11 protein-coding genes are annotated in these 13947 nt (G+C 62.2%); 6 read left to right on the forward strand and 5 right to left on the reverse strand.

Annotated elements, in window-relative coordinates:
- Positions 1-238 precede the first annotated feature (238 nt).
- Entirely contained in the window at positions 239-2950 is a 2712-nt protein-coding gene (gene acnA / locus BTUS_RS12735) for an aconitate hydratase AcnA (protein ID WP_013076481.1), read from the reverse strand.
- Positions 2951-3186: 236 nt separating this feature from the next.
- Here acnA and BTUS_RS12740 point away from each other — a divergent pair, with 236 nt between their 5' ends.
- Positions 3187-3810 (forward strand): NUDIX hydrolase, encoded by a 624-nt coding sequence (locus BTUS_RS12740; protein WP_013076482.1) that lies wholly within the window; start codon positions 3187-3189, stop codon positions 3808-3810.
- Positions 3811-3848: 38 nt separating this feature from the next.
- Here the strand turns inward: BTUS_RS12740 and BTUS_RS12745 are convergent, their stop codons facing one another.
- Positions 3849-4883, reverse strand: a complete 1035-nt coding sequence (locus BTUS_RS12745; protein ID WP_013076483.1) for an amidase domain-containing protein — start codon at positions 4881-4883, stop codon at positions 3849-3851.
- A gap of 147 nt (positions 4884-5030) precedes the next feature.
- Between BTUS_RS12745 and BTUS_RS12750 the strand changes: the two genes are divergently transcribed.
- The 3 genes from BTUS_RS12750 (at position 5031) to BTUS_RS12760 (ending at position 8466) form a co-directional block, all read left to right on the forward strand.
- The gene (locus BTUS_RS12750; protein ID WP_013076484.1) at positions 5031-5786 is read left to right on the forward strand and encodes an IclR family transcriptional regulator; all 756 of its coding nucleotides are present in this window, start codon (positions 5031-5033) and stop codon (positions 5784-5786) included.
- 44 nt (positions 5787-5830) lie between these two features.
- A complete protein-coding gene (locus BTUS_RS12755) occupies positions 5831-6946 on the forward strand; it encodes an isocitrate/isopropylmalate family dehydrogenase (RefSeq protein WP_407635219.1) in 1116 nt (371 codons plus the stop codon).
- A gap of 74 nt (positions 6947-7020) precedes the next feature.
- The gene (locus BTUS_RS12760; protein ID WP_013076486.1) at positions 7021-8466 is read left to right on the forward strand and encodes a phosphotransferase; all 1446 of its coding nucleotides are present in this window, start codon (positions 7021-7023) and stop codon (positions 8464-8466) included.
- Here BTUS_RS12760 and BTUS_RS12765 read toward each other — a convergent pair.
- Positions 8434-9711: an epoxyqueuosine reductase gene (locus BTUS_RS12765; RefSeq protein ID WP_013076487.1), complete on the reverse strand. Its 1278-nt coding sequence runs from the start codon at positions 9709-9711 to the stop codon at positions 8434-8436. The genes BTUS_RS12760 and BTUS_RS12765 overlap by 33 nt on opposite strands.
- On the reverse strand, positions 9708-10178 hold the full coding sequence (gene rnhA, locus BTUS_RS12770) for a ribonuclease HI (protein WP_013076488.1): 471 nt from the start codon (positions 10176-10178) through the stop codon (positions 9708-9710). The genes BTUS_RS12765 and rnhA overlap by 4 nt, the downstream gene beginning before the upstream one ends.
- 401 nt (positions 10179-10579) lie before the next feature.
- Between rnhA and BTUS_RS12780 the strand changes: the two genes are divergently transcribed.
- Complete coding sequence (locus BTUS_RS12780) at positions 10580-11173, forward strand: hypothetical protein (RefSeq protein ID WP_013076489.1); 594 nt, start codon at positions 10580-10582, stop codon at positions 11171-11173.
- A 125-nt stretch (positions 11174-11298) separates the two neighbouring features.
- The gene (locus BTUS_RS12785) at positions 11299-11604 is read left to right on the forward strand and encodes a YgzB family protein (RefSeq protein WP_041304296.1); all 306 of its coding nucleotides are present in this window, start codon (positions 11299-11301) and stop codon (positions 11602-11604) included.
- Positions 11605-13230: 1626 nt separating this feature from the next.
- On the opposite strand, the gene nth is transcribed toward BTUS_RS12785, so the two are convergent.
- Positions 13231-13932, reverse strand: coding sequence for an endonuclease III (nth, locus tag BTUS_RS12795; RefSeq protein ID WP_013076492.1), 702 nt, complete (start codon positions 13930-13932; stop codon positions 13231-13233).
- Positions 13933-13947: the final 15 nt, after the last annotated feature.

The following is a 13947-nucleotide window of genomic DNA, read 5'->3' on the forward strand; positions in this document are numbered from 1 at the left end:
CCCGCCATCCCCCTGGCCTGGAACGATCATTATGTTTCCCATGGGCCGGGGGATGCCGCCGGCACCCATGTTCCTCCCCTCTTCGGAGCATACCGGGATGAAGGGAGCATGATGGGAATCAGAGGATTGAAGTGAATTGGCCGATAATGTAAACAGGGGCGCCCGAAAGCGCCCTTGTTTCGTGAGTTCACCCGTACCGAACTGCTCGCACCGCCCCGCCCGGGCGGGAGCAAGCCGTTCAACCGTTCAGCAGTTGCCGCAACACCGTTTGCAGAATCCCGCCATTCCGGTAGTATTCAATCTCCACCACCGAGTCCAGGCGCACCAAGGCGTCGAACTCTAGGCGCCCGCCATCTTCATCCACCGCGGTCACCCGGACGGTGGACAGGGGCTGGATGTCATCAGAGAGGCCTTGAATGTCAAACCGCTCTTTCCCGGTCAACCCCAAGCTCTTCCAACTCTCTCCTTTGGTGAACTGGAGGGGCAATACCCCCATCCCCACCAGATTCGAACGGTGGATCCGCTCAAAGCTCTCAGCCAGGACCGCTTTGACACCGAGGAGCATCGTGCCCTTCGCCGCCCAGTCCCGGGAACTTCCGGTGCCGTACTCTTTGCCCGCCAAGACCACGAGGGGCGTGCCGTCCGCCTGGTATTTCATCGCCGCATCATAAATCGGCATGGTCTCGCCGGTGGGCAAATACACCGTCACCCCGCCCTCGGTGCCCGGGGCCAACAGGTTTCGAATCCGGATATTCGCGAAGGTTCCCCGCATCATGACCTCGTGGTTGCCCCGCCGGGAGCCGTAGGAATTGAAATCCCGGCGCTCCACGCCGTGCTCCATGAGGTATTTGGCCGCGGGGGAATTCGGCGCGATACTCCCCGCCGGGGAAATGTGGTCGGTGGTCACCGAATCCCCCAACAGAGCCAGAACCCGTGCACCGCGAATATCCGCGATATGACCAGCTTCCCGGCTCAGATTGACAAAGAAGGGCGGTTCTTGGATGTAGGTCGAATCGGCGTCAAAGTGATACAGTTCCCCTTCGGGAGTGGGCAGGGCGTTCCACCTCTGGTTCGCCGTGAGCACATGGGCGTACTCCTCGGAGAACAATTCCGCCGTCACCGCCTGTTGAATCGCGGCTTGGACCTCTTCGGAAGACGGCCAAATGTCTTTGAGATATACGGGGTTGCCGTCGCGATCCGTCCCCAGGGGTTCTTTTGACAGGTCGATATCCACCGTTCCGGCCAGGGCGTAGGCCACCACCAAAGGCGGAGACGCCAGATAGTTCGCCCGGACGAGGGGATGAATCCGGCCCTCAAAGTTTCGGTTGCCGCTGAGTACCGCCGCCACGGTCATATCCTTCTCCTGGATGGCCTCGGCCACCTCGGGATCCAGGGGGCCGCTGTTCCCGATACAGGTGGTGCACCCGTATCCCACCACCGCAAAACCGAGCTGCTCCAAGGCCGGCAACAGCCCCGCCCGCTTCAAATAGGCCGTGACCACCCGGGAGCCGGGAGCCAGGGAACTTTTCACATAGCGCGGCTTTGTCAGCCCTTTTTCCACGGCCTTTTTCGCAAGCAAGCCCGCACCGATCATCACCGAGGGATTGGAGGTGTTGGTACAGCTGGTGATGGCGGCGATGACCACCGCGCCGGTGCGCAGAGTCTCCCGGCCGCCGTCCGGGTATTTTACATCCGAAGTACGAGCCAGGCCCTCTTTGCCGAATCCAAAGCCGCCCTGATCCACCGGCGATTCCACCGCTTTTTCAAAGGACGCCTTTAAATCCGGCAACGGCACCTTGTCCTGGGGCCGCTTCGGACCCGCCAACGTCGGTTTCACAGTGGAGAGATCCAGTTCCACGATGTCGCTGAATACCGGCTCGGGAGCCTCTTCGGTATGAAGCAGCCCCTGGGCTTTCAGATACGCCTCCGCCAAAGCGACATCTTCCGCCTTTCTCCCGGTCAACCGCAGGTAATCCAACGTTCTTTCATCGACGGGAAAATACCCCATCGTCGCGCCGTATTCCGGCGCCATGTTGGCGACCGTCGCCCGGTCCGCCACGGTGATAGAGGATAATCCGGGGCCGAAAAACTCGACGAATTTCCCCACCACGCCCTTTTTGCGCAGAAGGTTCGTCACCGTGAGCGCCAGATCTGTGGCCGTCGACCCCTCTGGCAGGCGGCCGGTCAGCCGGAACCCGATCACTTCGGGGATGAGAAAATACAGCGGCTGGCCCAGCATCCCGGCTTCCGCCTCGATGCCGCCAACGCCCCAACCGAGAACGCCCAGGCCATTGATCATGGTGGTGTGGGAGTCGGTGCCGACCAAGGAATCGGGAAAGAGAACCGTCTCCCCCCCTTCTTCCCGCCGTCCCACCACAGAAGCCAAGTACTCCAGGTTCACTTGGTGGACGATGCCCGTCGACGGTGGGACCACCCGGAAGTTCTCAAAAGCACCCTGGGCCCAGCGCAAAAACCGATAGCGCTCTTCATTGCGCTGAAACTCCAGCTCCACATTGCGCTCCAGAGCCTCGGGGGTGCCGTACAGGTCGACTTGAACCGAATGATCGATCACCAGGTCCACCGGGACCAAGGGGTTGATTTTGCCCGGATCGCCGCCCATCTCTTTGACCGTTCGCCGCATCGCCGCCAGGTCCACCACCGCAGGCACGCCGGTGAAATCCTGGAGAACGATGCGGGCCGGCTTAAAGGGGATCTCCACCGGATGACGGTGACTCTCCTGCCAATTGGCCAACTTCTTGACATGTTCCTCGGTGACCCCTTTGCCGTCCACCTGCCGAAGTGCCGCCTCCAACAACACCCGAATGGAATAGGGGAGTCGAGAAATCGGGCCCACGCCCTGTTTGTCCAGGGCGGGCAGGCTGTAATAGACGTAACGCTTCCCTCCCGCCTCAAGCGTCCGCCGGGTTTGAAATACGTCCTGACTTGCCATCACTTTGCACCTCGCCTTTTACCATGATCGGTGTCCCTGTTGCAAACAGCTATAGTGTAGCGCATTTCCTCTTTTTCGTGAACGTTTTACCAAGCTGTTTCGTCAAACCCGGACTGCTGTGCCTATTCCCAGTGTGTCGATTCGCCCTTCGGATCATCCCGAAAGCGCGACTTTGGAGCTATAATGGATTTTGTAAGTCGAATCCCGAGCCTTGGCGAAAGATGGGGAACAATGGCATGGAAACAGACGCGTTGGAGAACTTCCTAAAGGAGAGAAAACCGAGGATTCTGGGCAGCGAAGGGATGGTGCAGGCGGCCGTGGCCCTGCCTCTCCGGGAGGGAGACGGAGGATGGCAGCTGGTCTTTGAAGTGCGCTCCCACCGGCTTCGCCGCCAACCCGGCGAAATCTGTTTCCCCGGAGGGCGGGTGGAACCGGGAGAAGATCCGGCGATGACGGCCATTCGGGAGATGGGGGAAGAGCTGGGGATGCCGGAAAATCGCATCAAGGTGTTGGGGCCGCTCGACATTCTTGTAAACCCGTGGCGGACCATCGTCTACCCCTACGTGTGCCGGATTGCCCCCGAGCCCCTGCATCCAAACCCGGATGAAGTCGAAGAAGTATTTTGTGTACCCGTGAATTACTTTCTCCGTCATCCCCCGGAGGTGCACCACGTCCACCTGGACGTGCACCCCGAGGAAACTTTCCCCTTCCACCGTATTCCCGGCGGACGCGACTACCCCTGGGCCCGGGGACAGACACCGGAGTATTTTTACGAGTACAAAGGGAAAGTGATCTGGGGACTCACCGCCCGGATCCTGAAACATTTTCTCGATCTTATGACAGCAGGTAAAAGCCGGTAGATGGGGGCATCCGGGGCCCGAGACCGGACGGTTTCGGCTTACCCGTCCTCAATGTGGATAAAGGCATATCGGGTTTCACGGGTCCAAGCCGGGCTGTCGCCATAGTCCCAAAGTCGATGGTAACTCGCGGTGGTGTGGGCGTTCACCAAGGGCTGTCCCTCGGGATCAAAATCAACAACGACAGCGGCGTGCTGCCACGTTCCATCCCCGTTCCAGTCGTAGAGGATGATGTCCCCCACGTATAAGCGTTGGGGAAGGTCCACAAACCGCACTTTCCCTTCCCTGGCCTTCTGCACCATATACCAATACAGACTGTGGGAGACAGCCCAACTCAGACTCCAGCGGTCCTCACCGCCTTCCTTCCAGGCGTACCACCACCCTTGCTCCGGCCGCTCGGCGGGCTCCATGGCGAGACCCCCATGCCACAGGCATTGGGAAACAAAGTTGGTGCAATCGACCCGAAAGGCGCGAAAACGTGGATTGTACCCGTCCCACCAGAGTTCGGCATATTTGAACACCTGCAGGCGGTCAAAGCGGCGGAAAGAAAACAACTTGCGCCAGCGCTCCCTCCACCATCCCGGAGCCCGGTCCGCACTTTTCCCCTCTTGCTCCTGGGGGGAAGTTCCCCAAACCGCCCGATCCGCATCATTCAGCGGCCGCTCTTCCACAATTGTCCATGTGCCACCCGCCGGAAGGAGGGAGAGACGCCAAGGATAGATTCGCCGTTCTTCTCCAACGTCTTCCCCGGTCCGGTACAGCAGTTGCACGTGTTCCAAGACGTCCACCCACAGTTTTTCAGTGGATATGCGCAGAGACGCCGGTTTTTGACTTTTGGGATCACCAGGCCCGTTTGTCAGTTGTCGGTGAACCCGGCGGGTGTCGACCCGAGTAACGGATTGGAGGACCGTCCGGCGCCGACGGGCCAATCGTCGGTACCACAGCAGGGCTTCCTGACAACCGTGGACGCGAAAGGACGCCACCATCCGGCTGAGCCCCGTTCCGCCCCGGAACCAGAGTTGATTTTTCTGTTCATAATACGTGCGAATTGCGTCGGCCCACCCCGGGTGGTTCACCGCCCCCGCCTCCTCGCGACCGCCTCTCCTTTTTTCATATGCGGCAAACGGAACGGTTCATCCCTTTTCAGCTGATAAAAGGCTGTGATAAACTACGGAATGAAACCAAGTTTTGTAAGGTGAAACAGGGTCGGGGAGGATGCGGGCGTGGCGGAGGGACAACGTGGCACAGTCCGAGCAGTGGAGCGGGCGATGGACATACTTCTGTGTTTCTCCAGTACCGAGATGGAACTGGGTTTGAGCGAAATTTCAAAGCGGGTCGGTCTGCACAAAAGCACGGTTCACCGGCTTTTGGCCTCGTTGGAAAGCCGGGGGTTCATCCGCCGGGACCCCCGCACAGACAAGTACCGCCTGGGTTGGAGCATTCTCGAACTGGTTAGCAATATCCACCAATCCGGGGATCTCTCCACGTTAGTTTTGCCGGAGATGACCCGGCTGCGTGACTTGTTGGATGAAACGGTGAGCCTCTACATTCGCTCTGGCACGGAACGGATTCGCATTCAGGCGGTGGAAAGCCATCAACCGGTCCGCCGGGTGGCCAATATCGGCCAGCGCCTTCCTTTGTACGTCGGCGCATCCGGGAAAGTCCTTCTGGCCTGGTCGCCCCCCGAAGTGGTGGATGAAACGCTCAACGATCCGAGAGTCCCGGACCGTTTCGATCGAGAAGAGTTCCTCCGCCAATTGCAGCAGGTTCGGGAGAATGGGTACGCCGTCAGTATCGAGGAGCGGGAGGCGGGAGCAGCGGCGGTGGCGGCGCCCGTTTTCGATCGGGGCGGTGCCCTCGTTGCCGCCTTGTCCGTCTCCGGGCCAGCGGATCGGTTCACTCCGGAAGCTATGAACCGTTTTGCGCCCGCCGTCATGACCTCCGCCCGGGTGATTCGCCAACTCCTCACCGCCGGCTAACCCAAACGGCAGAAACCGGGGCACGCTAAAACCGGGTGGAAATTATGCAGATTTCAGGGGGTAATACAGTGGCTGAGAAAACGGTGATCGTCATGGAAGGAGACCAGACCGGGCAAGAGCTGTTAGAAGAGGCGCTTCGAGTGCTCGATGCCTCGGTCATCGGGTTTGAGATCGAATTTCGCCGCTTCGACCTGAGTCTTCAACACCGCCGGGATACGCGGAACCACGTGGTCCACGAGGCCGCAGCGGCGATGCGGGAAACCGGCCTGGGAATCAAGGCGGCCACCATCACCCCGGAAGCGAAAGGAGACGTGGGGAGTCCAAACGCGATTCTACGGGAAGAGATCGACGGAACGGTCATCGTGCGCACGGGTCGCCGGATCCCCGGGCGGGCCCCTCTAACCGGGGTCTACGCACCGATCTCCGTGGTGCGGATGGCGGTGGACGACGCCTACGGAGCGAAAGAATGGCGGGAGGGAAACGGTCTTGATGAGGTGGCGTACCGAACCGAACACATCTCCCGAAGGGTCTGCCGACAAGTGGCGGAATTCGCCTTCCAGCAGGCCAAACGGATGAAGGCAAAAGTTTTTGGTGGGCCCAAATACACCGTGAGCCCTGTGTACGAAGGAATGCTCAAGGAGGAACTGGATGAGGCGGCAAAGCGGCACCCGGAGGTCCGCTACGAGCCGCAATTGATCGACGCCACCTACGCCCTCCTGTTAACCACCAGCGGAGAACCCTTGGTGATCCCCACCCTCAACCGGGACGGGGATTGCATGAGCGACCTCGTTCTCCAGATGTTCGGTTCCATCGCGGGGTCGGAGTCCCTCCTGTTATCCGTGGATGATCATTTGCGGCCCAAAGTGGTGATGGCGGAGGCGCCCCATGGCACAGCGCCCGCTCTGTACGGAAAGAATGTCGCCAACCCCATGGCCATGATCTTGGCCGGGGCAGCCCTTTTAAGCTACTTCGACACGGAGAATGCCACGGCAGCCAGCCGGGCGATCTACGAAGCTGCCCTGGAGGCGGTGGCGGACGGAGTGCGAACGGCAGATTTGGGGGGCAGCACCAGCACAACGGAATTCACCGACGAGGTCATCCGCCGGGTGCGCACCAAACTGGAGGTCTGGGAAACTTTGGGCGAAGCCGGCGCCCGGTGAGGGGCGACCGTCTATACCGCCGCCCTCCGGGCTTCATAGGCTACGATGATGCCGATGCTCGGAGGTGACTTTCCATGGCCGAATCCATCCCACCTTGGCTAAAACATTTATGGAAAGAATTTACAACTCCCCCCGCCTTCCTGGCGAAGGCCGGTGAAGCCCCTGAAAAGGGCAATTCGGCCAAGAACCAGGCAAAGGCCGTCAAGAATGGAACGGGGGACAAGAAGAAGCCATCTTGGGCAAAACCCGCTCCTTCCACTCCCGCCTCAGAACCGGAAAGCCCCTGGGACGAGGAAGAGGGGGAGGGGGACCTGCCCGAGGTCCACGTGCGGCCGAAGCCCTCGAGGCCGCCGTCCCCCACGAGAAAGCCAAAACAATCGGCCTCCCCGGCGGCCGGCCACGCCGGGGATTCGTCTCCCCCCCGCCCCACGCCCCGTCCAACGGCCAAATCTTCGGAATCCATCGCCGTTACCTCCCTGGGGGTGCGGACAGAGTTGGAGCGGTGGGGCTTCGACTCCAGCGTATTGGCCGCCTATCCCTATGTCTTTACCCGGGTGTCCCGACACGGCAGCGCCCTCCGATTGCAAAGCGCCCGGACCACCCTCGTCTTAAAGCGTTCCCCCCACAGTCCCCTCCATGTGGAGGCGATGCACCGCGCGCTGGATTACGCCTCTCGCCGGGGCGGCCCGGTGCCCCGCTGGATCACCCCTCGGCACACCGGCTCGACCCGGGCTTCAGACACGCCCTTTGTCCGGGGGGATGACGGATTGTACTACGCCATGGAGTGGATCGACGGTCGGGAGGTGGATTTGTCTTCAGCGGCGGACATGGCAAAAGCCTCGCAAAGTCTCTCCAAGTTCCACCAACTGACCCATCGCTGGGTCACCGATGAAAGCACCGGGGAAGAGCGCCATAACCTCCCCTCTGCTTTCGACATTGTCAGCCGGCTCTCCCGGCGAACCGAAGAAATGGAAAAGGCGCTAAAACGAGCCGAAATCAACGAAGAGCCGGACGATGACCTCTTCTATCTGGAGCACGCCCCGGTGTTCCTCCGCCAGGCCCATGAAGCTCTCGACCGGCTCCTCGCCCCGGAGTGCCAGCGCCGCCTCGAGCAGGAACGGGAGAGCCCGGCGGTGTGCCACATGGATATGACTCCATCCAACCTGATCCGCAAAGGTCAGGTGGTGTACTTGGTGGATTTTGACTACCTCGCCTACGCCCCCCGCACTTTGGATCTGGCCCACCTGTTGCGACGGGGCCTACAAAAGGCCAATTGGGCGCCAGAACTGGCGTTGACCGGCATCCTGCAATACAATACCGCCGTCACTTTGACCCGGGTCGAATACCGCCTTCTGCAGGCCTTCTTGGCGTTTCCCCACCGCTTTTGGCGCACAACCCACCGCTGGCAGCAGGGGGACCGGCACGACGACCAGGTTCTCAGAGAATTTCGCCGCTGCGTCCGGGAGGAGCCGGCCCGGAAAAAATTCTTAGAGTGGTTTCGCCGGCAAGCCCTGTTGTGAAAGCAAAGCCTCCATCCGGGCCCGCACCCGGGAGTCCGTCTCCTGTTCGGCGGCCTTCGCCAGGGCGGCCCACCCTTCGGGGGTGCCGATCCGGGCGAGGGCCCAGGCGGCGGCGCTGCGCACCTCGGGCCGCCCATCGCCCAGCCGATCGATCAACGGGGGGACCGCCCGGGGATCCCGCCAGGTTCCGAGCGCCGAGGCGGCGTTTCGGCGAAGGGTGTGCACCCCCCGCCACGCCGCCGCCGTAACCCCGAACCTCCGCTCAAAAGATCGCCGGGACATGGTGAGAAGCTCGACCAGGTCGGGATAAGCGCGATCGAGGAATTCCCGGTCGGACTCAGGCCCGGGTTCACCGATCTCTTCCAGGTGCTCCGGCGCGCAGGCCGCCCGGCGATTGATCGGGCAGACCGCCTGGCAGATGTCGCACCCCCAGATTCGCGTGCCCATGGGGGCCTGAAATTCCTCCGGAAGAAGGCCTTTCATCTGGGTCACATACGATAGACAGCGATTGGCATTGAGAACTCCCGGCGCCTCAAAGGCGTCGGTGGGGCAGGCCCGCAGGCAGCGATCGCAGGTCCCGCACAAGGCGAAAACGTCCGGGTCAGCCTGACCGTCCACACGGGGACCTTCATTCCGCCAACTCCCCACTTCCCCAGGTGGATCGGTCCGTTCAGGTTCAATCCGCAAATCCGTCAGCAAGAGGCCCAGAAACACCCAGGAACCGTAAGGTTCCACGTACAGACATCCGTTCTTGCCAACCCGCCCGAGACCCGCCGCTTCCGCGAAGGCCCGCTCCACCAAAGGGCCGGTGTCCACCGCCGCCCGCACGGTGATTTCCCGGCCAGCCGTCGTCGCCAACCGGTCCGCTAAGGCCCCCAGTCGCCCGCGCAACACCCGGTGGTAGTCCTCTCCCCAGGCGTACTTGGAAAGCGCGCCCCTGAGACCCGGGGGGCGAGGGGTATCCCACCGCCGGTTGCGGTAGGGCATGGCCACCGCCACCACCGATTGCGCGCAGGGAAGGCTCCTCAAGGGGTCGATGCGATCCGCCGTATTCTCCGCTTCAAACTCGCACATCCACCCGGCCTGCCGGCGTTTTTCGAGAATCCGGCCCAAAGATCTGAGGGGGAGCGCCGGCATGGCCGCCGCCTTCAATCCCAGCTCCGCCGCCATCCCGGCCAACTGTCGGCGCGAAATCTCCCATTCTCCTGGACCGGCCTCCTGGGCCCGGGCTTGGTCTTTGTTCATCGCTGGGGTGAAGGACCGCCACCGGCCCTTCCTCCCGGTGAAGGCGTGGCGGCCCGGGCCAAGGCGTCACACCGCTCATTCCACGCGTCGCCGGCGTGGCCCTGTACTTTTTCAAAATCCACCCGGTGCACGTCGGTCAGCCGCAGGAGTTCTTCCCACAGCTCCCGATTCTGAACGGGCTCCTGCCGGCTGTTGCGCCACCCATTGGCCCGCCATCGCCGGTGCCATCCTTGGCGGAAGCAATTCACCAGATACGCCGAATCGCTAAAGAGCCGCACGCGACAGGGTTCTTTGAGGGCCCGAAGGGCATAGATCGCCGCCAGGAGCTCCATCCGTTGATTGGTGGTATGTTCTTCCCCGCCGGCCATTTCCCGCACGTGATCCCCATACAACAGGACCGCCGCCCAACCCCCGGGGCCCGGATTTCCCGAACAGGCACCATCTGTGTAAATCGTCACTTCTTTCACGACCTCACCTCATCCCCGATTATAACAAACCGCTGCCGCCGTCCGCTCTATCCGTGCAACAGCCAAATTTACATAGGCGGCCAACCGGCTGGGAAATCTGAAGGGTGAGAAGGGGGAATCGAGATACCGCGTGCCCGAAAACTGGCCGGCCTATCTCCGTATATTTTTGCACAACTGGACGAGCGCGTGTACCGCCTGGGGGAACCAGGCGTCGCGGATACCGTTGATCTCGGGAAAGCGGACCCCGATCACCAGAGCCCGGACGCCGTGGTTCAACGCCTTCTGAGCCAATCTTCGGAAGCCAAGAAGCGGCCGGTCCCCCGGACCCGCCGGAGCAGATCTGCAGCGACGACCTTTACCCAGCGATCCTTCTGAAATCGCCGATAAGGGAGGAATGCCCGATGAAATGGTTCCCCACCCTCCTGATCCCCCCCTTGGCCGCAACCCTGTTGACCGGTTGTGCCGAGCGGGCCAAGGAATTGCGGGAACAGGCCATTCCCAGTCAGCCCCGGATCTTGAACGACAGCCCCAACCTCAGCCGGGTCCCCCACGACAGCCGCGGCGTGTATGGCGATCCCCGATCCGGCCTCCTGTCTGCCCGGGCTGTGGCAGACCAGCTCAACCGCCTGCCGGGCATTCGGGGAGCCGTGGTGTTGCTTCAGGGTCGCAACGCCTACGTGGGATTTCACCAGATCGGGCCGGACGACAGTCCGGAAGCCAAACGAATCGCCCAGGAGGGGCTCGATCCAACCCGGCCGGTCATCCCGCCCCGAGGGGCGGACACGGGAAAATTGGACCACCCCACCGCAGCCCGGGTGGAGAAGATCGTGCGCCAAGCCCTACCCGAGGTCAAAGTTGTGCGGATCACCACCGTCACTTCTTCCGTGGCGGAGTTGCAAGGTTATGCAGCTTATATTGAGGATGGCGGTAATCCGGCCCGGTTTGTCGGCCGCTTTCAGCAGGCTGTCTCGCGAATTTGGAAAACCGGGGGCTGAGCCGGCCCGGACCAATCCGGGCGATGGCGATTCAGGGTCACTGCCGACGCGAGAATCCTGCGGGTTGGGATGGATTTTCCCGACCCATGTGTTCATAATGGAGGTGAAGCGCTTGTACGAGGGAGATGGACCCGGTGAAACTGAATCGCTTGCGCAACATCGCTCTTCTCCTCATGCTCGTCTCCTTTGCCGTGATGTACCTGGGGGTGTTCTGGCCTCACACCGTGTTGCCCTTTACCTTGGCTGCAGGATTTCTAATCCTGATGTGGGCCATCGGGATTTATTTTCGCGTGGGAGCTGTTTCCATGCGGCTCCCCCAGGTGGAATGCCCGAACTGCCACCGGGTAACGAAGATGATCGGCCGGGAGGATGGATGCATGTACTGCGGGACACCGGTGCACTTGCCGGAGGAACAACAGGGGCCGCGTTAAACCGGCGGGAAAGGGGCTACGAACGGGGAATCGACTTGGCTCGGTTCCTCGATTTTTTGTGCTGGTGTCACCCCCAGGCAGGTGGGTGCATTCTCTAGAAGGGAGAGTCGCAACGCCCGATGAGGAAGGGGAGTCGTCCGCCATGAGGCCGAAAACGGGCGCATCCGGGAAGGGCAAAACCAAAGCGTCACCCGGCCACTTTCGCGTCCCCGGGGATTTGATGCGTCGCATGCGCCGGGAAGCGGCGGCATTGAACCTCGATGTGTCGGAATACATGGCCCTGATTGTCCACGGGTCTGAAATGATCCGCCGATCCTTGATTCCGGAGGGTCTGGAAAATTCCGATTTACTGCGAAAAGTTCTGGGGACCCCCATTCTGCTCGATATGGTGAAATCGACGGCCCACGCGGTGATCAAGGACGCTGTAAAAGAGTATTTGCCGGATTGGCGTTCGAAAGACGTCACTCCCGAACAGCTGATCGAATGGCTGCGCGGGATTGGAGCAAAAAAATCCCGGCCGGAAACGCGTGCGGCACACGGGCCCGGGCCCGGCGGCCCCGGCGTGGGAGGTCCCATCCCCGGGCAGATGCCCTGGGGGGTGCCCGGGCCGGGCTACTGGCCACCCGCCCCAGGCTCCTGGCCGCCGGGGCCCGGAATCCCGCCCGGGCCCGGCAGCCCTCCCGGTTCTCCGCGGTTCTCTCCGCCCGGGGTCAGCGCGGAGCCACCGGGCCTCCCCCAGTCGTCTCCGGCCCCTTCCACAGGCCGAAGCGACCGGCCCTCCTCGGGAAGGACAGCCTCGGGACCGGGGTCTGGCTCTGGTCAAAATCCACCGTCCTTCCCATCGCCGGGTAACCGGGCGGGCCCTTCCGAGGCACCGGCGCCCCTCAGACCAGCTGCTCCAGAGTTCGGTCCCCACGGCCCGGCCATGGGATCGTGGCCCGGGGTCGAATCCTGGCCCGGGCCGGGATGGACGGGATACGGTTACCCGCCGGTACCCGCAACCCCACCAAGAGAGCGGCGCCCATTACCAGGACCGGCCCAGGGAAACGCAGGGCCCCGGGCCGCCGGGCAGCAACCCAAGCCGGGTGCTAAGCCCCACACCGCCTCGGTACAAAGGTCCATCTACGACTTACCCTGGCCGCCGCCCGACCTTCTGCGGTGAGAGATTTACGGGGACGGCCTCCCCGGGGCTGCGTCCCCGTCCGGCCGGTCCATTTCACACCCGAGGAGGTGACTCCCGTGACATTGCCGGCCTTCTTGCGATGGGGCGTTATCTTTATGATCCTGTTTGTCGTCTACTTTTTTCTGGTGTCTGCCCGCGGCCCGGGAGCAAATGCCGCCTAGCGATCCCAGGCGCAAGGAGCGATCCCGCACCAGGCCGAGTGGACCCAGGGCAGGTACACCTCCTCCGCGGCGAAAACCGCGGTCAGGCAGGAGGGGGACTCGTCCGGGCATGATTCAAGCTTCGAGACGCATCTCCCGGCAAAAACGGAATTTTCGGCACCAGGCCCGTTGAGACGAAACTCAGTTCACATCATCGGCGTGGCTCGGGCCGGTCCGGCCGGCACCCGCCTCGCCCCGGCCCCGGCCAGGGCTCCACGGGCACAGAGGGGAACGCCACCCACCTCAGCCTTCCGTGATCCCTCCGGCCCCCGCTCTCGACCTTTGCGGCCGCCGTCCTTGGGCCAACTCCTCTCCCCGTCTCCTTTCCCGCGCAAAGCGGCAGTAACGGGAGAGCGGACAGCGATCACAGCCCGGGGAGCGGGCCGAGCAGATCTGGCGCCCGTGGTGGATCAACCAATGGTGAGCCGCGGACCATTTCGCCTTGGGGATGCGCTTCATCAGTTGGCGTTCCGTTTCTTCGGGAGTTGTGGCATCGGCCAGCCCCAGGCGGTTGGCCACCCGAAACACGTGGGTGTCCACCGCAATGGCGGGCACCCCAAAGGCGTTGCTGAGGACCACGCTGGCCGTCTTTCTCCCCACTCCGGGCAGGGCCTGGAGCGCTTCGCGGCTCTTCGGCACCTGGCCACCGTACTCCTCCACCAGAATCCGGCAAGCCGAGACGATATTTTTCGATTTAGTCTTATACAGTCCACACGACTGAATGTGGGGCTCGAGCTCCTCGGGCGAAAGCCGAGCGAAATCCTCAGCCGTGGGGAACTTGGCAAAGAGCGGCCCGGTGACGAGGTTCACCCGCTCGTCGGTGCACTGGGCGGACAAGATCGTGGCCACCAGTAGCTCAAAGGGATTCCGGTGGTCGAGGGCACACTTGGCGCCGGGATACGTTTGTTCCAACACTTCTAAGATTCGCTTTACAGGCACCTGCACCGAAACCCCTCCCAT

The organism is Kyrpidia tusciae DSM 2912 (assembly GCF_000092905.1).
Lineage (GTDB): Bacteria > Bacillota > Bacilli > Kyrpidiales > Kyrpidiaceae > Kyrpidia > Kyrpidia tusciae.